The sequence below is a fragment of the Arthrobacter sp. Leaf337 genome, assembly GCF_001423745.1.
GTDB lineage: Bacteria > Actinomycetota > Actinomycetes > Actinomycetales > Micrococcaceae > Arthrobacter.
Genome location: NZ_LMPC01000012.1, coordinates 520,790 through 542,174, shown reverse-complemented (window position 1 = coordinate 542,174; position 21,385 = coordinate 520,790). Strand labels below are relative to the sequence as shown.

Genomic DNA, 21,385 nt, shown 5'->3' with positions numbered 1-21,385 from the left:
CTGCAAGTGGGCGGCGGCGACCCGGAAGGGTTGCCGCCGCCCTTTTCCATGCCCGGCCTACCCCTTGCTTAATGCGTTAGTGGCGACTAACGTATTTTCTGTGCCTGATCTTCTGGAAGTCGCGACGGAGCCCAACAGGCGGGCGCTGCTTCGGCTGCTGGCGGAGGGGGAGAAGACGGTCACCGAGCTGTCCGGCCATTTTCCGGTCAGCAGGTCGGCCATTTCCCAGCACCTGCTGCTTCTCTCGGAAGTAGGCCTGGTGACCGCCCGTAAAGACGGCCGGAACAGGTACTACCGCCTGGACGGCGCCGGGATGGTCCGGCTGCGTGAACAATTCGAGGCTTTCTGGACAACCGAACTGGACCTGCTGGTGGCCGACGCCGGCCGGCTGGGCCAGCAACCATCGCAAGGGAATTCTGATGACATTCAATAAGACAGTATTCATTCCGGTTGACCCGGACGCCGCCTTCGAGCTCATCACGCAACCGGAGCGGTTGCGGCGCTGGAAGACCGTGGCGGCGCGGGTGGACCTCCGCGTGGGCGGGGAATACCGCTGGACCATTACGCCGGGGCACTCGGCGATGGGAAGTTTCACCGAAATCGAGCCGGGAAAGCGGATCGTCTACACCTGGGGATGGGAGGGCGACGCCGGGCTGCCGCCGGGAGCGTCGACTGTGACCGTGAACCTGGAGGCTGTCGAAGGCGGAACCACGGTCCAGCTCATTCACGAGGGACTGACGGAACAGCAGGAGGTGGGCCACGCCGAAGGCTGGAACCATTTCCTTGAGAGGCTCGTGCAGCTTGCCGCGAGCGGAGATGCCGGCCCGGACGAATGGGCTGCAGCTCCGGACCCCATCGACGAACTTTCCAGCGCCGAGGCGGCCTTGGCTGTTGCCCAGCGGGTCCTCCGCGGGGTGGGGAAATCAGACCTGGGTTCACCGACGCCGTGCGAGGACTTCACCGTTGACGCCCTCCTGGACCATCTCTTTGGTTCGATCGCATCGATCGGCAAGGCCCTCGGTGTGACCGTGCCTGACCAGCCGGCTGCGACGCCGGAGGTCCGGATTGCGGATGCTGCGCAGACCACCCTGGAGGCATTCCGCGCCCGTGGTACTCAGGGCAGCCTGGACATGGGCTTCGCCGAACTGCCGGCAACCATCGTTGCCAACATCCTGAACCTGGAACTGCTGGTCCACGCGTGGGACTTCGCCCGGGCAACCGGCCAGGAGCTGAGCGTCTCGCCGGTCCTTTCCGACTACGTCCTCGGCCTCGCCCGGAACACCATCAGCCCGCAGATGCGCGGCAAGAGCTTTGCCGAGGAAACCCTTGTTGATGAATCGGCGGCAAGCCTGGAACGCCTGGTTGCCTTCACCGGCCGGCAGGTTGCCGGGCTCTAGCGTCGTCGAGAGAGAACGAGACCCGGGGAAGGTGCCGGAAATGGTTGATGTGGTGACGGAAACAGAGATCCGCCGACCGCCCGAAGCTGTCTACGCTTACGCGGCCAACCCGGATAATGCGCCGGCCTGGTACAGCAACATCAAGGCAGTCAGCTGGGAAACGGCCCCGCCGCTGGCCGTGGGCTCCAAGGTGGCGTTCAAGGCACAGTTTCTCGGACGGACCTTGGAATACGTCTACGAATTTACCGAGCTGGACCCTGGCAGGAGGCTGGTAATGCGCACGGCCCAGGGGCCGTTCCCCATGCAGACCACCTACACCTGGTCGGCGGCCGACGCCGGTTACACCCGGATGACCCTGCGCAACGCCGGCGCACCGGCCGGCTTCTCCGCAGTTGCCGGCATCGTCATGGCCCCGATGATGCGCCGGGCCATGCGGAAGGACCTCGCGAAGCTGAAGTCCCTGCTCGAAGGGGACGGATCGCGGGCCACAGAGGAAAAAACACAACGAAAGGACAAGTCATGAGCAAGTTCATTTACCTCTACAAGGGACCGGCCACGCCCATGGACCAGTTCACGCCGGAGCAGTCCGCTGAACAAATGGCCGCCTGGGGTGCCTGGATGGAGAAGCTGGGCCCGGCATTGCTGGACGCCGGCGCACCGTTCGCCGCAGGCACCTCGATGGTGGACGACGGATCCGCCGCGGAGGCCTCCGACCTGAACGGCTACTCAATTGTGGAAGCCGAAAACCTCGACGGAGCGAAGGCGCTCGCGGACGGCCACCCATTCCTGTCCGAAGGCAGTGGTAAGTTCAGGCTCGAGATCTTCGAGCTCGCCGATATGCAGATGTAGTAAGTTGCCCCCGCCTTCCGGGAGCACCACGAGAGGCACTGAATGGCCCACGCCGAAAACGAGATCACCATCGACCGAACCGCCGCGGAAGTCTATGACTTCCTGGCCGACGGGCTGAATAACACGGCCTGGCGCAGCGGCGTCAAGGACATCGGGCTGGCCAGCGGCGACGCCGGCCAGCTCGGGGCTGTCTACAGCCAGACGCTCACCGGACCCAGGGGAAAGCCGATCCAGGGGACTACCGGATCACGGCGGCGGAGCCCGGACGTCTGCTGGCTTTCGACGTGGTCGCCGGTCCGGCACGGCCACACGGCGAGTACATCCTGAGCGAAGCCGACGGCCGCACCACCGTCCGCTTTGTCCTGGACCTAAAGCTCCCGGGTCTCATGAAAGTCCTGGACGGGCTCGTCACCAAAACCATGCAGGGCGAGGTTGCCCAGCTCCGGATGCTGAAGGCCGTTCTCGAGGCACGGTAGGCAGACTGGGTGTCCCTGCCGGAAGCCGCTGCGGTCGGTCAGGGCACTGCGCTGGAGAGCTCAGCCTCCAGGCGTTCGACGTCGGCGCGGTGGCAAAGTTCGGTGGCAGGCGTCATGACCGTGGCACTTCCGGCGGCCACGGCAGCCCGGAACGCCGCTTCAAGCGGGCGGCCCTGCGCGAGCCGGAGCACAAAAGCGCCAAGAAAACTGTCGCCGGCCCCGACCGTGCTGACCACCGGCACGTCCGGCACGGCCAACCGGATCAGGCCCGACTTCGACGCGAGCAAGGCTCCAGCCTCGCCGAGCGTCAGTGCGACGTGTTCCGCGGCCCCGTCAGCCACGAGGGCCGAGGCAGCGTCCACCTGGCTCTGCTCGCTGTCGAGGGCCGCGCCGAAATGCGCCCCCAGTTCGCGGAGGCTTGGTTTAACCAGGAACACGCCCTCGGCAAGCGCCTCGGTGAGGGCCGGTCCGGAGGCATCAACGATGCAGTGGGCACCGGACTGCCGCGCCAGCCGGGCAACCCTCGCATAAAAATCATCCGGCACCCCGGGCGGGAGACTGCCGCTGGCCACCACGTAGCCGCCCACCGGCATCGCCCCGGCAACACGGTCCAGGCAGGCCTGCCACTCCGGTTCCGAGAGCTCCGGGCCCTGAAGGACGAACCGGAACTGTTTCCCGGTGGACGTCTCATCAACGGTGAAGTCCTGGCGTGTGCTTCCTTGGATCGGTACGGCCAGCGTCGGGATGCGCTCCGCTTCGATGAGCCGGCGGTAGGCCTCACCGGTCGGCCCGCCTGCGGTGTACACGGCCAAGGTGTGGCCGCCGAGGCGCTGGATGACCCTTGCCACGTTGACGCCTCCGCCGCCCGGGTCGAGCCGGCTCGCGCCGCACCTGAGCTTGTGGCCGCTGCTGACCTGTTCGGTCGAGGTGCTGATGTCCAACGCCGGGTTCACCGTCAGGGTGAGTATCGGCTTGCTGCCCAACTGCTGTGCGGCTTCCATGGCCCAAGCATAGGAGGCGGCGGAACCGTTCGGGGTTCCGCCGCCTCACGTCTTCAGTAGGGGCCTGGCCGGGCACCTGCCCGCAGCGTGGCCTGAGATCCGGGGCAGCTAACGGCCGGCGGCCAGCAACCGCTCGATTTGCTCCGCGGCATCGCTGCCCGGTACCGGAGTGTAGACCACAATATGGAGGTCCGGCCGGTCCGACGGTGAGACCTGATGGTGCTCCAGCCTCAGGACGCCCACCGCCGGGTGGCGGAACAGCCGTTCGCGGGATTCGAAGCCGAGGATGTCGTACCGGTCCCAGCCCTCCTTGAACCCGGGACTCGTTTCCCTGAGCCGCTCCACCTGGTAGGCCACGTCCGGATCGCCCAGCCGCTGCCCGGCTTCTGCCCGGAATTCTGCCAGGAAGCGCCTGCTGGTGACGTCCCAGTCGGGCAGCAGTTCCTTCACGTAGGGATCGGTAAAGACCAGCCACAGCAGGTTCCGCTCCGCTGCGGCCACGTTCGCAATATTGGGATACAGCGCGGCGTAGGCCCGGTTCCAGCCCGTGACGCTCCAGTCGGGGGCCAGCGCGAAGGCGGGGTTGGGGCCCAGTGCGTCGAGGAGCCGCTGGATGTGGGCCGGCGCATCAACGGCCGCCGGGCCGGCCGACACCGGTACGGAATAGCCGCCCAGTGACAGGACATAGGAGCGGCCGGCCTCTGAGAGGTGCAGGGTGCGGGCCACAGCCTCAAGCACTTCCCGCGAGGGCCGGATGTCCCGTCCCTGCTCCAGCCATGTGTACCAGGTGACGCTGACCCCGGAAAGGAAGGCAATCTCTTCCCGCCGCAGTCCGCGTTCACGCCGGCGCGCCACCGGCGGAAGTCCGTACTCCGACCGCAGCGCCTGCTCGCGGCGTGCCCGCAGGTAGAGTCCCAGTTCCTTGCGCCTCTCGCCTGCCTCTTTCACAGTCACCAACACTAGTAGTCTGGTACTCCTACTACTAGTATCAGTACTGTCTTCCGCCGTGCGGCCCGGGACGGCATGATCGGTACCATGCCTCCTCTTCGTTCACGTACTGTCACCCATGGCCGCAACATGGCCGGCGCCCGCGCACTGCTGCGCGCCTCCGGCGTCGCCAACTCGGACATCGGCAAGCCGATCATCGCCGTGGCCAACTCCTTCACCGAGTTCGTTCCTGGCCACACCCACCTCGCCCCCGTGGGCCGGATCGTCTCCGACGCGATCCTCGCCGCCGGCGCCGTGCCGCGCGAGTTCAACACCATTGCCGTGGACGACGGCATCGCCATGGGCCACTCCGGCATGCTCTACTCCCTGCCGTCCCGCGACCTGATCGCCGACTCCGTGGAGTACATGGTCAACGCCCACTGTGCCGACGCTTTGGTCTGCATCTCCAACTGCGACAAGATCACCCCGGGCATGCTCATGGCCGCGCTGCGCCTCAACATCCCGGTTGTGTTCGTCTCCGGCGGTCCCATGGAGGCCGGCCGCGTGACCCTGACCGACGGCTCCGTGCGCTCCCTGGACCTGGTGAACGCGATCGCCGACGCCGTGGACGAGTCCATCTCCGACGAGGACATCAACCTCATTGAAGAGAACGCCTGCCCCACCTGCGGTTCCTGCTCGGGTATGTTCACCGCCAACTCCATGAACTGCCTGGCCGAGGCCATCGGCCTGGCCCTGCCGGGCAACGGCTCCGTGCTCGCGACCCACACCGCCCGCAAGGCGCTGTACGAGAAGGCCGGCGCCACCGTCGTCGATCTCGTGAAGCGCTATTACGACGGCGACGACGACTGCGTGCTGCCGCGCTCCATCGCCACTGCGAAGGCCTTCGACAACGCCATGGCCCTGGACATCTCCATGGGCGGCTCCACCAACACCATCCTGCACCTGTTGGCCGCGGCCCAGGAGGCGGGCGTGGACTACGGCCTGGCCGAGATGGACGCCAAGTCCCGCCAGGTGCCCTGCCTGGCAAAGGTGGCCCCAAACGTCGCCAAGGACAAGACCTACTACATGGAGGACGTTCACCGCGCCGGCGGCATCCCCGCCCTGCTGGGCGAGCTGAACCGGGGCGGTCTCCTGCACAAGGACGTCCATTCCGTGCACTCCGGTGACCTGGACGGCTGGCTCGATGACTGGGACATCCGGGGCGGCAAGGCCACCGAAGAGGCGCAGGCCCTGTGGCACGCGGCTCCCGGCGGCGTCCGCTCCTCCACCGCGTTCTCCCAGTCGAACGAGTGGACCTCCCTGGACACCGACGCTGCGGAAGGCTGCATCCGCTCCGTGGAGCACGCCTACTCCAAGGACGGCGGACTGGCCGTGCTCCGCGGAAACGTGGCACTGGACGGCGCCGTGGTGAAGACCGCCGGGGTGGACGAGTCCATTTGGACCTTCTCAGGCCCGGCCGTCGTGTGCGAGTCCCAGGATGAAGCCGTGGAGAAGATCCTGAACAAGGGCGTCACGGAAGGCGATGTGGTGGTCATCCGCTACGAAGGCCCCAAGGGCGGTCCGGGCATGCAGGAGATGCTCTACCCGACGTCGTTCCTCAAGGGCCGCGGCCTCGGCAAGAAGTGCGCCCTCATCACGGACGGCCGCTTCTCCGGCGGCACCTCCGGCCTGTCGATCGGGCACATCTCCCCGGAAGCTGCCTCCGGCGGCACCATCGCCCTGGTGGAGGACGGCGACATCATCAGCATCAACATCAGTCAGCGCTCCCTGCATCTGGAGGTCTCCGACGAGGTCCTCGCCGAACGCCGTGAGAAACTGCTGGTCAACGGCGGGTTCAAGCCCAAGGACCGGGAGCGCCAGGTTTCCGCGGCGCTGCGCGCCTACGCCGCGATGGCCACCTCCGCAGACAGGGGTGCCGTCCGGGACGTGTCGTTGTTGGAGCGCATCTAACAACTTATTGAGGCGGGCAGGCTGACGCCCGCCCGCCTCAACTGCCACACTGTTCCTGATGCAGGCATTCTTCGACGGACTCCTCAACGCCAGCCCGCTGCTGGTGGCCTGTGTTGTGTTCGCCCTGGTCTTCGCCGAGGACGCCCTCTTCATCGGCTTCGTCATTCCGGGCGAAACCGCCGCCGTGGTGGGCGGGGTGATCGCCGGAAAGGGAGGCTTCCCGCTGCCAGCCATGATTGCCGTGGTGGTTTCCGCCGCGATCCTGGGAGACACGGTGGGCTACGAAATCGGCAAACACCTGGGCCCCCGGCTGGTTACCCGAAAGATCTTTGACCGGAAGCGGCCCCAACTCGAGAAAGCCCGGGAGTTCCTCAGACGGCGGGGAGGCCCGGCCGTTTTCCTGGGCCGCTTCACCGCCTTCTTCCGCGCCGTGATGCCGGCACTGGCCGGACTCAGCGGCATGCCGTACCGGCGCTTCGCACTCTGGAACATCACCGGCGGCGTGCTCTGGGGGAGCCTCTTCGTAACCCTCGGGTACCTGGCCGGGAACCTCTACGACGAGGTGGCGCGCACTGCCGGCAGCGCCGCCGCCGTCGTTGTCGCAGCAGTGGCGGTCGGCGTTCTGGTCACCTGGCGGATCCGCCGGCACCGGCAGGCGACGGCTGCAGACAGCAGCGCGCGTCCGCAACGGTGACCCCCAGGGCAGAGACTGCTCACCAAGGGTGACCGGGCAGCAGCAGAGTCGCGGGTGATCCTAGGCCGCGATGAAGAGTGCCCAGTCAGGGAAGGGATCCATCGGTAATGGTGGCCCGGGACCGGGGGCACCGGGAAGTCCGTCCGGCCCTGTGGGCGGCTCCCTCTCCGGATCTTCGCCCGTGTGGCCGGGGTGGTCCGGCCAGTGTGGTGGTTCCCAGTCCTGTTGTTCGCTGGGATATGAGCGTCCTGAAGGTGAGATCCAGCCGGGCGGCTGATCCTTGGTGGCGCCAACAGGTTTCCAGCGTGAGCTGTGTTTCAGGCGGTGGTGTTTGCGGCATGGCTGGCCAAGGTTCGAGATTCCGGTGCCGCCTCCGTCCGACCATGCCAGGAGGTGGTCCGCCTCGTTGTCCAGGGAGTGGTTGCTGCAGCCGGGGAAAGGGCAGCGGCCATCCCGAAGCCGCAACCACTGGCGCATCGCTTTCGGAACCGGGTAGCTGGTGCGTCCTATCTCCAGCGGCGCTCCGCTGCGCGGATCCGTCAGGACGCGCAGGAACGATGTGGCGCCGTCCGCGACAAGCCGGCGGGCCATGCTGGCAGGTATAGGTCCGTAGCCGTCCAGCGTGGCCGGTTCGTTCGCTACCCCGAGAAGCGACAACACCGGAACGGTCACCAGGACCTGCGCTTTGGGTGACGGGATTCCTTCCGCGTCGCCTCCAAGCAGCCAGGATGTGGCGACGTCGGCACGGAGCTGGGTCAGGGTCCGGGCTTCGGCCGGCCCCTGCAGGGCGCGCGCCGCGTCCGTGGCACGGGACCAGACACCCGCCGCCACATCGGCAGTCACGTAGGCGGAGAGCCAGGCCATGCCGTCCCGGTCCGGGACAAGCTCCAGCCGGCGCTCCTTCGCACCCTTGCGGTGGCGGGCTTCGATGCTCACGGGATGGTGCCGTTCGCGCCAGCTGCGCGCTTTAGCCCGGAACCTGCCCGGCACCAGCTCCCCGGCCGGGCAGCCACGCGCCGCAAAGGGGGCCTCGGGGTCCAGGAAGTGAGCCTCGAGGGCGGCGGCCGCGGCGGGGTCCAGACCGGATGTTTCATCGCACATCACCCGAGCGTGCTGCCATGAAATGGTCCCTGCCCCCAGCGCAGCCAGCGTCAGCGGCAAGTCCTCGGTCAGGGTGGCTGAATCCGCCAGGAGCGCGGCTGCCGACCGTTCACTCACCGTCAGGACACAGGCCACCTCTGCTGTCACCGCCATTTCCTGGGCGGTGCACTCCTGCGGGGAACCGGCCGGGGCCGCCAAGGCCGCGGCAGCGTGGGCGTATCCGGCGGCAAAGTGCACCTTCAGCGCGGCCATCCTGGCTTCCAGGCTGCCCACAACAGCCAGGCCGTCCAGGCACGCGTCCGCCTCGTCCTGGAGCGGGTCAGCACCGGCCGGGGCCACGTTCCCGGCAGCGTTTCCATCCAGACGACCGGCACAGGCAGCCAGCGCAGAAAGGGAGGCCGCCATGGCCTCCAACGTCTCCGCAACCGCACTGCTTTCCACACCCACAGCATGTCAGCAGGCACCGACATTTAAAGGCCTGCATCAGAGGTGCCCTGGCGCGCACTGCCGGCAGCGCCGCCGCCGTCGTTGTCGCCGCAGTGGCGGCGGCCGCCCTGGTCACCTGGCACGTACGACGGCGGCTGGCGGATGCGCCGGTGCCTCGCCGGGGCTGCTAACCGCCGAAGCCGCCAACCGCCGGGGTTGCTAACTGCCGGGGCCGCTAACCGCCGAGGTCGGTCAGCGGCACCGCCTCGGGCCGTTCGCACCGGCTGGCCACTTTCACCGACTGCCCCAGGGCCGCTGACTCCAGCACGGATTCCATCACCTCCAGCACGTGGAAGGCCAGCTCCCCGCCGGCCCGGGGCTCCGTACCGGCCGGAGTCCGGGCGAGGTCGTGCAGGCCGTAGCCGCGGGCGGAGCCAACATAGCCGGCTGAGACGGGAAGAACCTCCCACCCCTCGCCGCCCAGGCTCCGCAGCTTGACGTCGCCGTCGAAATGGTTGGGGTCGGGCACCACCAGCGACCCCGTTTCGCCGTGGATCTCCAGATTGGCCGATTGAGTGGCCACGGCGTCGAAGCTCATCACCAGCGTGGACAGCGCGCCGGATTCGTGCACCAGCACCCCCGTCACATGGGTGTCCGTGCTGACCGGAACGGTCTCGCCGGCGCGCGGTCCGGTGCCGATGGTCCGGGTGCCGCGCGTGTGGCTCGCCGCCCCGATCACGGACACCACAGGACCCAGCAGCGTCACCAGCGCCGAGACGTAGTAGGGCCCCATGTCCAGCAGCGGCCCGCCGCCGGGAACGTAGTAGAAGTCCGGCTGCGGATGCCAGCGCTCATGCCCGGGAGTCACCATCGTGGCCGTCGCCGAGATCGGCGCCCCGATCAGCCCGTCGTCGATCGCCTTGCGGGCGGTCTGGATGCCGGTTCCCAGAACCGTGTCCGGTGCGCAGCCGACGACGACGCCCGCCGCCGCCGCTGCCTCCAGCACCTTGCGTGCCTCGTCAGTCGTGGCAGCCAGGGGCTTTTCGCCGTAGACCGCCTTGCCGGCGGTGACGGCACGCAGGGCGATGTCCGCGTGGGCTGCCGGGATGGTCAGGTTGAGGACCAGGTCAACTTCCGGGTCCGCGAGCAGCTGGTCCACGCCCAGCGCCCGCACCCCCGGCTGCCCGGCCGCCACGGCCTCCGCCCGGGAGGGATCGATGTCCGCAACCGCCACCAGCTTGACGGTGGTCAGCCGCGGAAACGTGGCCAGGTAGGCGGCGATGATGTTGCCGCAGCCCACCACGCCGATCCGCAGCGGTGATTCCTGCGGTGACTCCAAGTCGGTGGTTCCTAGCGGCTGGCCCACAGCATGCCCCTTTCGATGATGGTGCGGACGTTGTTGTCCTTGAGGATCTCCACGCTGTGCCCGGGTGTGGCCACGAAGATCCGGCCTTCGCCCCACGAACGCGTCCATACCGCCGGCGAGACCACGTCCCGGTGCCACGCGTCCTTGTCCCGGCCGGGCAGCGTGGTGGTGGCCAGCACGTCGATGTAGTCGTCCGAGAGCACCCAGTACTGCTCGGTGAAAAGCTCAAAATCGCCGATCCCCGCAGTGACCGGATGATCCGCCGCGGCCGGCAGCATGTTGACGGTGTACGTCCGGAAGTTGTCCGTGGCATCCCCGTGCAGCTCGCCGTGGTCTTTGACCGGATGGCAGGCGAACTGGCCGCCGATCAGGTGCAGGTAGTCCGAATTGTTCCGGTAGGAATCGGCAATGCCGCCGTGCCAGCCGGCCATTCCCGTGCCCGCCTCGATCGCGGCGCGGAGCCCCTCGAACTCGGCCTTTTCGATGGTGGTCATGGTGTTGCACTGCACGATCAGTTCCACCCCGGCCATGTACGCGGCGTCCGCGTACACCGCCGTCGACTCCTCCACCCGGACGGTGAAGCCCTGTTCGCTGAGGAACGGGATGAAAAGATCCGTGGCTTCGACGGGCTGGTGTCCGTCCCAGCCGCCGCGCACCACCAAGGCGTTTCTTGTAGCAGTCATCGTTTTTGTCCTTCTCGTCCGTCCACTGAGGTCCAGCGGGAATCCATGCCTGCGCTGTGTTCCACTGCCGTCAGCACCCGCTGCACCTGAAGGGCATCGGAGAACGACGGCGTGGGCTGGGTTCCGGCCCCGATGGCCGTCAGCAGGTCCACCACCTGGTGGGTGAAGCCGTGCTCGTAGCCGAGCCCGTGTCCCACGGGCCACCAGTTCCCGGTGTAGGGGTGGTGGGCCTCCGTGACGTTAATGCGGCGGAAGCCGAGCGAATCCGGGTCGGCGCCGCTGCCGCCGTCGTAGTAGTTCAGGTAGTTCATGTCCTCGAAATCGAAGGCGATCGACCCGCGTGAGCCGTTGACCTCCAGGCGCATGGCGTTCTTCCTGCCGAGCGCCGCCCGGCTTGCCTCGAAAACGCCGATGGGGCCGCCGTCGAACCGTGCACTGAAGATCACCGCATCGTCCACGGTCACCGGACCGCGTTCGACGTCGGCACCCGCCGCGCCGCTGCCGCCGAGGCCCACGAAGTCGCCGCCCACGGGACGTTCCTTGGTGAAGGTCTCCATGATGGCCGAGACGCCCGTGATGCCCTGGCCGGTGACGAACTGGGCGGCGTCGATGCTGTGTGCGCCGATGTCGCCGAGGGCGCCGGACCCCGATTTCGCTTTGTCCATGCGCCAGGTCAGCGGAGCGTTCTCGTCCGACAACCAGTCCTGCAGGTACTGCGCGCGCACTTGGCGGATGGTTCCGAGTTTGCCGTCCCGGACCATGTTCCGGGCCAGTGCCAGGGCGGGGGTGCGGCGGTAGGAGTAACCGCACATGGCGAAAACCCCGCGGGTTGCGGCCTCGGCGGCAACCTCCGCCATTTCCTCGGCCTCCGGAACGCTGTTGGCCAGCGGCTTCTCGCACAGCACGTGCTTGCCCGCCCGCAGCGCGGCGATGGCTATCTCCGCGTGGGTGTCGCCGGGTGTGCAGATGTCCACGAGGTCGATGTCGTCCCGCTCCACCAGTGCCCGCCAGTCCGTTTCGGTGCCGGCCCAGCCCAGGCGGCGGGCGGCAGCCGTGACCCGATCGGCGTCCCTACCGGCGAGCACGCCCAGCTCGGGGACCAGCGGAAGGTCGAAAAATCTCGGCGCGGTCCTCCAGGCGTGCGAGTGCGCGGCGCCCATAAAGGCGTGGCCCACCATGCCGATGCGGATCGGCTGGGCATCTGTGGCCGTAAGCGATTCGGGCGTACCCATGTGCAATTTCTCCATTGAGGTCATTTGCTGAAGCCGGCGGTGAGGCCGCTCAGCAGCTGGCGGCGGCCCACGATGTACAGGACAAGGATGGGCAGGGTGGTGAGGACCACGGAGGCCAGTACAGCGGGGATGTTCACGCTGTATTGGCCCTGGAAGGTCCAGAGCGCTAGCGGAAGCACGCGCAGTTCAGGGCTCTGCGTGAGGATCAGCGGAAGCAGGAAGCCGTTCCATACCCCGCCGTTGTAGATGGCTACGGTGACGATCGCGGGCTTCACCAGCGGCAGTGCCAGCCGCCACATGGTCTGCCATTCGTTGCAGCCGTCCAGCCGCATGGACTCGAACAATTCGTCCGGTACGTCCCGGATGAAGTTGGCCAGGATCAGCACCGTGAGCGGGATGCCGAAGGCGATGGACGGCAGGATCAGGGCCAGCAGGCTGTCGTAGAGGTTCAGCCGGATGATCAGCAGGTACACCGGAATGATGGTGGCCTGCAGCGGAATGGCCAGGCCCATCAGGAACAGGCCGTTGACGAGTTTCAGGAACTTCCCGCGGCCTCGGACAATCGCGAACGCGGCCATGAAGGAAAACAGCACCGTGGGCAGCACGGCCCCCGCCGTCACCAGCGCGCTGTTGAGGAAGTACCGCGCGAAGTCGGCTTCCAGCACCATCCGGTAGTTGTCCAGCGTGGGGTTCGTCGGCGGCGCCAGCGGGTTTTCGCTGAAGTATCCCGCCTGGCTCTTGAAGCTGGTGATGACGATGTAATAGATCGGAATGATGATGACGGCGAGCCAGATCCAGCCGGCCAGGCCGCCGGGAAGATTCAGCTTCCGGATCCGGCGGCCGAGACCGCGGTTGGGCGCCGGCTCCGCGGGTTTCAGGGCCGCGGGCGTTGCTTTGGTGAGGGTGGCGCTCATGGTCAGAGTCCTTCCAGCTGGCTGCCGCCGGCGTTCTTGCCGCCCAGCCGCTGCAGCAGCAGGGCCAGGCCGAGTCCCACCACCACCAGGATGACGGCGATGACACTGGCGGGCCCCATCAGGTTGGCCCGGAATCCGGTCAGGTACATGTCCAGGGCGAGGATCCTGGTGGAGTTGCCCGGCCCGCCGGCGGTGAGCACGAAGATGAGGTCGAAGTAGGTCAGCGATCCCACCACCATGAGGGTGGAGGAGGTAATGATGGTGTATTTCAGCTGCGGCACGGTGATGTAGAAGAACTGCTTGACCCGGCCGGCGCCGTCGATCTCGGCAGCCTCGTACAGCGACTTGGGGATCTGCCGCACACCGCCCTGGTAGATCAGGGTGTGGAACGGGACAAACTGCCAGGCGATCACGAAGATCACCAGGAACAGCACCAGCTGCGGCTGTCCCAGCCAGTCCTGGGCCAGGAACGGCAGGCCCAGGCCTTCCGCCAGTCCGAAGTTGGGGTCCAGCAACGCCTTGTAGGCGATGGCAATGGCTGCGGAGGAGAGCAACAGCGGCAGGAAGTAGAGCACCGCCAGCACCGCCCGGTACTTCTGGCTGCCGGCCGTGAAGGTGCCCAGCAGCAGGCTGATGGGCGTCTGCACCAGCCAGGACACCACCATGATCACGAACGTCAGCCACACCGCGTTGTACATCACGGGATCGGACAGGACGGCGAGCCAGTTGTCCATCCCGGCCACGCTGATCGCGCCGATGCCGTCCCAGTTGGTGAAGCTCAGGGCAACGACGCCCAGGAGCGGAAGGACGGCGAAGACTGCGAAGAACAGCAGGGCGGGCAGGACCATCCAGCCCAGCGATCCGCGGCGGGCCTTAATGCCTGCGGTGCTGTGTTGCTCGGCAAGTTGCTGCTCCGCCGGCTCGCGGGCAGTGAGTGCTCCGGCGCTCATTTCCCAAGCGTCGCATTCATGTTTTCGGCGAACTGCGCCGGGGTGATGGACTTGAGGAACAGCTGGTCGATGTTGCTCAGCAGCGCCTCGGCGGCGGTGGGGCTCAGGGCCTGGTCCCAGGACTGCTGCAGGCTGGGCGCGTTCTTGCTCAGCGTGTACACGTACTTCAGGAAGTCCTTGTCCTCGCTGGAGGCGAGCTTGTCCTCGATGCCCTGCACGATGGGCACTGCACCGGAGGAAATGTATGCGGTGATCTCGTCCGTGGTCAGCAGGCCGTCCTTGAAGAACTTCTTGGCGGCGTCCTTTTCAGCGTCGCTGGCCTTGGCGGAGATGGACAGGTACTGGGCGGGGTTGCCCACGGTGTTCAGCGGATCACCCTTGCCGCCGCTGACGGCGGGGAAGTCGAACCAGCCGAGCTTTCCGTCCTTCACGAACGTGCCGCCGTCGTGCTTCATGCCTCCATAGGTCCAGGCCCCGTGCAGCATCATGGCTGCCTTGCCGGTGAACAGGAGTGCCTGGTCCGCGTTGCTGTCCGCCGTGATGGAGGAGAAGCCCTTGATGAAGCCGTTGGCGGACACCAGTTCCTGGATCTTGGCACAGGTTTCCAGCACTGCCGGATCGGACCAGGCCTTGGCCTTGCCGTCGAAGATCGCCTGGAAGACTTCCGGGCCGCCGATCCGGTCCAGCAGGTATTCCAGCCACATCATGGACGTCCAGCGCGACTGGCCGCCGAGCGACAACGGGGCCACGCCCATGTCATTGAAGGTCTTGGTCAAAGCCATCAGCTCGTCCCAGGTCTTGGGCGGCTGGGCGTTGGCCTTCGCGAAGAGTTCCTTGTTGTAGTAGAAGACAATCGGCGCCACGGTCTGCGTGGGCACGGCGTAGATTTTTCCGTCAACGGTGGCCGCGCCGAAGGAGGACGGGAACAGCTTGGCCTTGACGTCGGGATTGGCGTCGAACCAGCCGGTGAGGTCTTCCACCTGGCCCGCCTGCGCATAGGTCTTCAGCGTTCCGCCGCCCCAGCCGTAGATGATGGTGGGCGCCTGGCCCGCGCCGATGGCCGTTTTGATCTTGGTCTTGTAGGCATCGTTCTGGAAAACGGTGGCGACGATCTTGGAATCCGGGTTGGCTGCGTTGAAAGCATCCAGGCTCTTTTTCCGGATGGACTCGTTGGGTTCTCCGGTCAGGGACCAGAACGTGGCGCCGCCTGCCGGTGCCGTGCCGGGGCCGGCGGTGCCGCAGGCGGTCACCGTCCAGGCGGCCAGGGGAGTGAGGGCTGCAAGGGCAAGGAATGACCTGCGTGAGGAAAGACGTGATTCCATTCTGATCTCCATTGAAAAGAGCCGCGGCATTGCGGCGCTGGTGGCGGTGCCGCCCGGGGCGGGCGGTACCAGCAATGAACAGAGGCTTTCGAAATATTTCGCAACTAATTCGTTGACTGAGATAGAAGTTAGCGCCGTTTACGCCTCAGCGTCAAGGGTTGTTGCCCAAATATTGACGGCCATGCCACGGCTGGTGCAGACTTCTGCTACCGAAATTTTTCGAGAAAGTTGCTTTGATGCCTGCAAAGACACCGAAGGCCAAGCTGAACCTGGCCGACGTCGCGGCGCTGGCCGGGGTGTCCGCTCCCACCGTTTCCAAGGTCATCAACGGCCGCGACGACGTTGCCGAGGCAACGCGTGTCCGCGTCCAGAAGGCCCTCGTGAAGCTTGGCTACGAGTCGCCGATGCAGCGCAGGGCCAGGTCCGCCGGCCCTGTCCTCGTCGACCTGGTCTTTGACGGGCTGGACAGTTCGTACTCCCTGGAAGTGATGTCCGGGATCGTGGCCTGCGCCGCGGAGGAAGGCGTGGAGGTGGTCCTGAGCAGCGTGACTCCGGACAAACTCAAGAACACGGACCATGAGCAGTGGTCCCAGCGGCTTTTCGACGCCGGCCGCAAAGGCCTCATCCTGGTGACCTCCGAAATCACTCCCGTCCAGCTGGAATCCTTCCGGCGCCGGAACATTCCGGTAGTGGTGATCGACCCGCTTAATCCACCCCGTTCCGGCTTTGTCAGCGTCGGCGCCACCAACTGGGCTGGCGGCAAGGAAGCCGCAGAGCACCTGATCGCCCTGGGCCACACGAAAATTGCCTTCCTGGGCGGCCCGGAAGCCGCGGAATGCAGCGTTGCCCGGCTCCACGGCTACCTGGCGGCCCTGCGTGCCAACAACATTCCGGCCAATCCGGACTACATTGTGTCCGGCCAGTTCCAGCGCTACTTCGGCGTCGCCGGTGCACGCCGCCTGTTCGCCCTTGCGGACAGGCCCACCGCCATATTTGCCGGCAACGACGCGATAGCCCTGGGCGTCCTGGACGAAGCCCGCGCGCAGGGGATCGGCGTCCCCGGGGACCTGAGCCTGGTGGGCTTCGACGGGACCGACATCACTGAACAATCCGTGCCACGACTGACATCCGTGGCCCAGCCGCTGCAGGAGATGGGGCGCACGGCGCTCCGGTCCATCCTGCGGCTGGCCAACGGGGAAGCACTGGAGTCAACCCATGTTGAACTGGCCACCCAGCTGGTGGTCAGGGACTCCACGGCAGCGCCCGCCGGCTGATTTCTTCCCGCAGCGTGCCGAACATTACACCACTTCGACTTAGTTCGTTGTGGTGTATCGGGAATAAGGGTGCGATGGTGTAGGTTGCATTCCCGTCAGGGCAAGAACATCAGAAAAGAGAAACACCCAAAGTGGCAACCGATTACGACGAAGTACGATCCGACGTCAAGGAATCCCAGGAGAACTCCCTGGAGGCGCTCCAGTCCGCCAACGCACCCGACGCGCGAAGCGTTGTCCGGGAACTGGATGAGACCGACGCACTGGACGACGGCATGGTCCCCGGCGGGGAGTTCGTCGCCGAGGAACTGGTGGTCCAGGTCATCCCCCAGGCGCAGGATGAATTCACCTGCTACTCCTGCTTCCTGGTCCGGCACCGGTCCCAGATTGCACGCGAAAAGAACGGTCACGCGTATTGCGTTGATTGCGAAGGCTAAGGGCCGCCACGCCGTCTCCCGCTGCCCCTGAACCGGGAGACGGGCCCCTGAAATCTCACGGAAACGTGACCGGCCTACTGTTGTCACAAAGCAGTACGTTGAAGGGATTCCGATGCACCTGATGCCCCGTGAGCAGGAAAAGCTCATGATCGTGGTCGCCGCCGACCTTGCCCGGCGCCGCCAGGCCCGCGGCCTGAAGCTGAACTTTCCGGAATCCGTGGCGATCATCAGTTACGAACTGATCGAGGGTGCCCGGGACGGCCGCACGGTCGCTGACCTCATGAGTTACGGCACCACGCTGCTGACCCGCGACGACGTGATGGAGGGCGTGCCGGAAATGATCCATGACGTCCAGATCGAGGCCACATTTCCGGACGGCACCAAGCTCGTCACCGTCCACGATCCGATCCGCTAAGGGGCAGGCGATGATTCCAGGTGAGTACGTTCTCGGTTCAGGGCCCGTAGTGGTGAACGCCGGACGCGAGGCGGTGGACGTCGTCGTGGTTAACACCGGTGACCGGCCCGTGCAGGTGGGCTCGCACTACCACTTCGCCGAAGCGAATGCCGCCCTTGAGTTTGACCGCCTGGCCGCCTACGGCCGGCGGTTGGACATCCCGGCCGGCACTGCGGCCAGGTTTGAGCCGGGGGACAGCAAGACCGTCCGGCTGATCAGACTGGCCGGCAGCCGCGAGGTGTACGGCCTCAGCAATGCAGTGAACGGCAAGCTGGCCACCGCTGATCCCGAAGCAGGAAAGGGGGACGCCAAGTGAGCTTCGAACTGACCCGCAGGCAGTACGCGGACCTGTACGGCCCTACGACGGGCGACGCCATCCGCCTAGCGGACACTGAACTTTTCCTGGAGATCGAAAAAGACCTCACCGTGTACGGCGAGGAAGTGGTCTTCGGCGGCGGCAAGGTGATCCGCGACGGCATGGGCCAGAACGGCCAGGTGACCCGGGAAGAAGACGTCCCGGACACAGTCATCACCAACGCCGTCATCCTGGACTACACCGGCATCTACAAGGCCGACGTCGCTCTCAGGGACGGCTACATCTTCAAGATCGGCAAGGCGGGCAACCCGCAGATCGCCGACGGCGTGGACATCGTCATCGGCGCCAGCACCGAAATTATCGCCGGAGAGCGGAAGATCCTCACGGCCGGCGGCGTGGACACGCACATCCATTTCATCTCCCCGGACCAGGTGCCTACTGCCCTCGCCAGCGGCGTGACCACCATGGTGGGCGGCGGAACCGGCCCGGCCGAAGGCACCAAGGCCACCACCGTCACCCCAGGGAAATGGCACATCCAGCGGATGCTCCAGGCCGCCGAAGGAATGCCCATCAACATCGGCCTCTTCGGCAAGGGGCACGCCTCCGCCATCGAACCGCTGGCCGAGCAGATCCGGGCCGGTGCCATCGGGCTCAAGGTCCACGAGGACTGGGGATCCACCACCTCGTCCATCGACAACTCCCTGAAAGTGGCGGACGAATACGACGTCCAGGTGGCCATCCACACCGACACCCTCAACGAGTGCGGCTTCGTGGAGGACACCATCCGGGCCATCGGCGGCCGGGTGATCCACACCTTCCACACCGAGGGAGCCGGCGGCGGCCACGCCCCGGACATCATCAAGATCGCCGGGCTCCCGAACGTCCTGCCCGCCTCCACCAACCCCACCCTGCCGTACACGCGCAACACCATCGAAGAGCACCTGGACATGCTGATGGTGTGCCACCACCTCAACCCGGACATCCCGGAAGACGTGGCGTTCGCCGATTCCCGCATCCGCGCAGAAACCATCGCCGCCGAGGACGTCCTGCAGGACATGGGCATCTTCGCCATCACCTCCTCCGACTCCCAGGCCATGGGCCGGGTGGGTGAGGTCATCACCCGCACCTGGCAGGTGGCGGACAAGATGAAGAAGCAGCGCGGCGTCCTGAAGGACCCTGCCGGCGGTGCTCATGGCGCTCCCAACGGCTCCGGTTCGGACAGCGACAACTTCCGGCTCAAGCGCTACGTGGCGAAGTACACCATCAACGCCGCCATCGCCCAGGGCATGGCCGACTCCATCGGCTCCGTCGAGGAAGGCAAGTTCGCTGACCTGGTGCTCTGGGATCCCGCGTTCTTTGGGGTCAAACCGGAGCTGGTGCTCAAGGGCGGGCAGATCGCCTATGCGCTGATGGGCGACGCCAACGCCTCCATCCCCACCCCGCAGCCGCGGACGATGCGCCCGATGTTCGCCGCATTCGGCAAAGCCGTGCAGCAGTCCTCCATCACCTTCCTGTCCCAGGCCGCCATCGACGCCGGGGTGCCGGCGGAGCTGGGCCTGCAGAAGGTGATCCGGCCGGTCTCGGGGATCCGCACGCTGTCCAAGGCAGACCTCAAGTTCAACGACGCCACGCCGGACATCCAGGTGGACCCGGAAACGTACCAGGTGACGGTGGACGGCGAGGACGTGACCTGCGAACCGGCGGACGTGCTGCCCATGGCCCAGCGCTACTTCCTCTTCTAACCTCCCGAACACCGGAGCACCCCGTGATTATCGAAAAGATCCTCGGCAACCTGCACGACCTCCCTGCCGCTGAAACCGCGGCCTTCGCCGGGCTGCACCGGGAGAAGGTGGTGCTGCCCAGCACCCAGCTGGTCAAGCGGATCCAGCGCGTCACCACGGACCACGGCAAGGAGCTCGGCATCCGGCTGCCGTCCGGTTCCGGGGACCTCCGCGACGGCGACATCCTGCACGTGGCCGAAACCAACATGATCGTGGTGTCCGTGCTTCCCACCGACGTCCTGGTGGTGGCTCCCCGGACCATCCACGAAATGGGCGTGGTGGCGCACTCGCTCGGCAACCGGCACCTGCAGGCCCAGTTCTTCGACGCCGCCTCCGAGTACGCGGCAGAGGTGATGGTGTGCCAGTACGACCACACCGTGGAGGACTACCTCAAGCACGTCGGAGTGCCCTACGACCGCCAGGAACGCGTGATGCCCGTCCCCTTCCGCCATGCCGAACACTCGCACTGACGCGGTGGCCGTGGCCGGCGGCTATCAGCTCGCCCTGCAGCAGCTGACCGACTCCGCCCTGCCCACCGGGGCGTTTGCGCACTCGCTCGGCTTCGAGACCTACATTGAGCGCGGCCTGGTCCACGATGAGGCGTCCTTCGGGGTGTGGCTGTCCGCATTTATCGAACAGCAGCTCACGTACTCCGACGGCCTGGCCATCAGGTTCCTCTATGACGGCGTTCCCGTTGCTGAGCTGGATGCGCTGCTGACTGCACAGCTCCTGCCGCGGCAGCTGCGGGAGGCGAGCACCAAGATGGGCACCCGGCTCCTGGAGATCGGTTCCGAGGTCTTCCCGTCAGGCCAGCTGGCAGAGTACCGCAGTCTGGTGACCACCGGCCGGGCCGCCGGCCATCAGCCGCTGGCGTTCGCCGTCGTCGCCCGTTCCCTGGGCGTGCCGCGCACCGAAGCGATCGCCGCCTACCTTTTCGCTGCCGTCACCTCACTGACCCAGAACGCCGTCCGCGCCATTCCGCTGGGGCAGAACGCCGGCCAGCGCCTGCTGCGGAAAGCGTCCGACGACGTTGCTGCCGCCGTCGGGCGGGTGGGGCGCCTGACGCCGGACGACTTCGGGGCCGTCAGCCCCGGACTGGAAATTTCGCAGATGCGGCACGAGCGTCAACGCGCCCGTATGTTCATGAGCTAGCAGGAGGACACCATGACTGAACCCATCAAGATCGGCATCGGCGGACCGGTCGGCGCCGGCAAGACCCAGCTCGTGGAGCGGCTCACCCGCCACATGAGCCGCGAGATCTCCATGGCCGCCATCACCAACGACATCTACACGATCGAGGACGCCAAGATCCTGGCCGCCAACGGCGTCCTGCCCGAGGACCGGATCATCGGAGTCGAAACCGGCGGCTGCCCGCACACAGCCATCCGCGAGGACACGTCGATGAACACCGCGGCCATCGAAGAACTTAAGAAGCGCCACCCGGACCTGCAGGTCATCTTCGTGGAGTCCGGCGGCGACAACCTGTCGGCCACGTTCAGCCCGGAGCTCGTCGATTTTTCGATCTACATCATCGATGTTGCGCAGGGCGAGAAGATCCCGCGCAAGGCCGGCCAGGGCATGATCAAGTCCGACCTCTTCATCATCAACAAGACGGACCTCGCCCCGCACGTCGGTGCGGACTTGTCCGTGATGGAACGGGACTCCAAGGAGTTCAGGGGCGAGAAGCCGTTCTGCTTCACGAACCTGAAGACGGACGAAGGCCTCGATGCAGTCATCGAATGGGTGCGGCGCGACGTCCTGATGCTCGACCTGGCCCAATGACGGCTGTTGGCCTGGGGCCGGCGGCTTCGGGATTC

General features: G+C 66.3%; 25 protein-coding genes. 16 read left to right on the top strand and 9 right to left on the bottom strand.

Features of this window, described 5'->3' with window-relative positions; genetic code table 11:
• Positions 1-100: 100 nt before the first annotated feature.
• Genes ASF98_RS11675 through ASF98_RS24800 form a run of 6 tightly spaced genes read left to right on the top strand, consistent with a single transcriptional unit; the run spans position 101 to position 2,722 of the window.
• Positions 101-433 (top strand): ArsR/SmtB family transcription factor, encoded by a 333-nt coding sequence (locus tag ASF98_RS11675; protein ID WP_028270391.1) that lies wholly within the window; start codon positions 101-103, stop codon positions 431-433.
• On the top strand, positions 420-1,397 hold the full coding sequence (locus ASF98_RS11670) for a TIGR03086 family metal-binding protein (RefSeq protein WP_055801758.1): 978 nt from the start codon (positions 420-422) through the stop codon (positions 1,395-1,397). Before ASF98_RS11675 ends, ASF98_RS11670 begins: the two co-directional genes overlap by 14 nt.
• 40 nt (positions 1,398-1,437) lie before the next feature.
• The gene (locus tag ASF98_RS11665) at positions 1,438-1,920 is read left to right on the top strand and encodes an SRPBCC family protein (protein ID WP_055801756.1); all 483 of its coding nucleotides are present in this window, start codon (positions 1,438-1,440) and stop codon (positions 1,918-1,920) included.
• Positions 1,917-2,246: a YciI family protein gene (locus ASF98_RS11660; protein WP_055801753.1), complete on the top strand. Its 330-nt coding sequence runs from the start codon at positions 1,917-1,919 to the stop codon at positions 2,244-2,246. Before ASF98_RS11665 ends, ASF98_RS11660 begins: the two co-directional genes overlap by 4 nt.
• Before the next feature lie 42 nt (positions 2,247-2,288).
• Positions 2,289-2,573: an SRPBCC family protein gene (locus tag ASF98_RS11655; protein WP_235505831.1), complete on the top strand. Its 285-nt coding sequence runs from the start codon at positions 2,289-2,291 to the stop codon at positions 2,571-2,573.
• Complete coding sequence (locus ASF98_RS24800) at positions 2,531-2,722, top strand: hypothetical protein (RefSeq protein WP_235505830.1); 192 nt, start codon at positions 2,531-2,533, stop codon at positions 2,720-2,722. The genes ASF98_RS11655 and ASF98_RS24800 overlap by 43 nt, the downstream gene beginning before the upstream one ends.
• Before the next feature lie 38 nt (positions 2,723-2,760).
• Here the strand turns inward: ASF98_RS24800 and ASF98_RS11650 are convergent, their stop codons facing one another.
• Complete coding sequence (locus tag ASF98_RS11650) at positions 2,761-3,723, bottom strand: 1-phosphofructokinase family hexose kinase (protein ID WP_055801751.1); 963 nt, start codon at positions 3,721-3,723, stop codon at positions 2,761-2,763.
• Positions 3,724-3,831: 108 nt separating this feature from the next.
• Entirely contained in the window at positions 3,832-4,683 is an 852-nt protein-coding gene (locus ASF98_RS11645; protein ID WP_156037090.1) for a helix-turn-helix transcriptional regulator, read from the bottom strand.
• Between the two features lie 75 nt (positions 4,684-4,758).
• Here ASF98_RS11645 and ilvD point away from each other — a divergent pair, with 75 nt between their 5' ends.
• Together ilvD and ASF98_RS11635 are read left to right on the top strand one after the other, a co-directional pair.
• Complete coding sequence (gene ilvD / locus ASF98_RS11640; protein ID WP_055801747.1) at positions 4,759-6,621, top strand: dihydroxy-acid dehydratase; 1,863 nt, start codon at positions 4,759-4,761, stop codon at positions 6,619-6,621.
• A gap of 58 nt (positions 6,622-6,679) precedes the next feature.
• On the top strand, positions 6,680-7,315 hold the full coding sequence (locus tag ASF98_RS11635) for a DedA family protein (protein WP_055801744.1): 636 nt from the start codon (positions 6,680-6,682) through the stop codon (positions 7,313-7,315).
• A 60-nt stretch (positions 7,316-7,375) separates the two neighbouring features.
• On the opposite strand, the gene ASF98_RS11630 is transcribed toward ASF98_RS11635, so the two are convergent.
• The 7 genes from ASF98_RS11630 to ASF98_RS11600 form a co-directional block, all read right to left on the bottom strand.
• Positions 7,376-8,821 (bottom strand): HNH endonuclease signature motif containing protein, encoded by a 1,446-nt coding sequence (locus ASF98_RS11630; RefSeq protein ID WP_055801740.1) that lies wholly within the window; start codon positions 8,819-8,821, stop codon positions 7,376-7,378.
• Positions 8,822-9,077: 256 nt separating this feature from the next.
• The gene (locus tag ASF98_RS11625) at positions 9,078-10,208 is read right to left on the bottom strand and encodes a Gfo/Idh/MocA family protein (RefSeq protein ID WP_200939357.1); all 1,131 of its coding nucleotides are present in this window, start codon (positions 10,206-10,208) and stop codon (positions 9,078-9,080) included.
• Entirely contained in the window at positions 10,193-10,891 is a 699-nt protein-coding gene (locus tag ASF98_RS11620; RefSeq protein WP_055801738.1) for a ThuA domain-containing protein, read from the bottom strand. The genes ASF98_RS11625 and ASF98_RS11620 overlap by 16 nt, the downstream gene beginning before the upstream one ends.
• Positions 10,888-12,123 (bottom strand): Gfo/Idh/MocA family protein, encoded by a 1,236-nt coding sequence (locus tag ASF98_RS11615; RefSeq protein WP_055801735.1) that lies wholly within the window; start codon positions 12,121-12,123, stop codon positions 10,888-10,890. Before ASF98_RS11615 ends, ASF98_RS11620 begins: the two co-directional genes overlap by 4 nt.
• A 20-nt stretch (positions 12,124-12,143) precedes the next feature.
• A complete protein-coding gene (locus ASF98_RS11610; RefSeq protein WP_055801733.1) occupies positions 12,144-13,037 on the bottom strand; it encodes a carbohydrate ABC transporter permease in 894 nt (297 codons plus the stop codon).
• 2 nt (positions 13,038-13,039) lie between these two features.
• Complete coding sequence (locus ASF98_RS11605; RefSeq protein WP_051628832.1) at positions 13,040-13,885, bottom strand: carbohydrate ABC transporter permease; 846 nt, start codon at positions 13,883-13,885, stop codon at positions 13,040-13,042.
• 98 nt (positions 13,886-13,983) lie between these two features.
• A complete protein-coding gene (locus tag ASF98_RS11600; RefSeq protein WP_055801730.1) occupies positions 13,984-15,309 on the bottom strand; it encodes an extracellular solute-binding protein in 1,326 nt (441 codons plus the stop codon).
• A 236-nt stretch (positions 15,310-15,545) separates the two neighbouring features.
• Here ASF98_RS11600 and ASF98_RS11595 point away from each other — a divergent pair, with 236 nt between their 5' ends.
• From ASF98_RS11595 to ureG, 8 genes are all read left to right on the top strand, one after another.
• A complete protein-coding gene (locus ASF98_RS11595; protein WP_055801728.1) occupies positions 15,546-16,583 on the top strand; it encodes a LacI family DNA-binding transcriptional regulator in 1,038 nt (345 codons plus the stop codon).
• A 131-nt stretch (positions 16,584-16,714) separates the two neighbouring features.
• Entirely contained in the window at positions 16,715-17,017 is a 303-nt protein-coding gene (locus ASF98_RS11590; protein WP_028270561.1) for a DUF4193 domain-containing protein, read from the top strand.
• 112 nt (positions 17,018-17,129) lie between these two features.
• Positions 17,130-17,432, top strand: coding sequence for an urease subunit gamma (locus tag ASF98_RS11585; RefSeq protein WP_011690112.1), 303 nt, complete (start codon positions 17,130-17,132; stop codon positions 17,430-17,432).
• 10 nt (positions 17,433-17,442) lie between these two features.
• Positions 17,443-17,787 carry an urease subunit beta gene (locus tag ASF98_RS11580; RefSeq protein WP_055801725.1) on the top strand — a complete coding sequence of 115 codons (345 nt, stop codon included), beginning with the start codon at positions 17,443-17,445 and terminating at the stop codon, positions 17,785-17,787.
• Positions 17,784-19,529 carry an urease subunit alpha gene (gene ureC / locus ASF98_RS11575; protein WP_055801723.1) on the top strand — a complete coding sequence of 582 codons (1,746 nt, stop codon included), beginning with the start codon at positions 17,784-17,786 and terminating at the stop codon, positions 19,527-19,529. Before ASF98_RS11580 ends, ureC begins: the two co-directional genes overlap by 4 nt.
• A 23-nt stretch (positions 19,530-19,552) precedes the next feature.
• Complete coding sequence (ureE, locus tag ASF98_RS11570; protein WP_055801720.1) at positions 19,553-20,038, top strand: urease accessory protein UreE; 486 nt, start codon at positions 19,553-19,555, stop codon at positions 20,036-20,038.
• Positions 20,019-20,720: an urease accessory protein UreF gene (locus ASF98_RS11565; RefSeq protein ID WP_055801718.1), complete on the top strand. Its 702-nt coding sequence runs from the start codon at positions 20,019-20,021 to the stop codon at positions 20,718-20,720. Before ureE ends, ASF98_RS11565 begins: the two co-directional genes overlap by 20 nt.
• Positions 20,721-20,732: 12 nt before the next feature.
• Positions 20,733-21,350: an urease accessory protein UreG gene (gene ureG, locus ASF98_RS11560; RefSeq protein ID WP_055801713.1), complete on the top strand. Its 618-nt coding sequence runs from the start codon at positions 20,733-20,735 to the stop codon at positions 21,348-21,350.
• The last annotated feature ends 35 nt before the right edge of the window (positions 21,351-21,385 follow it).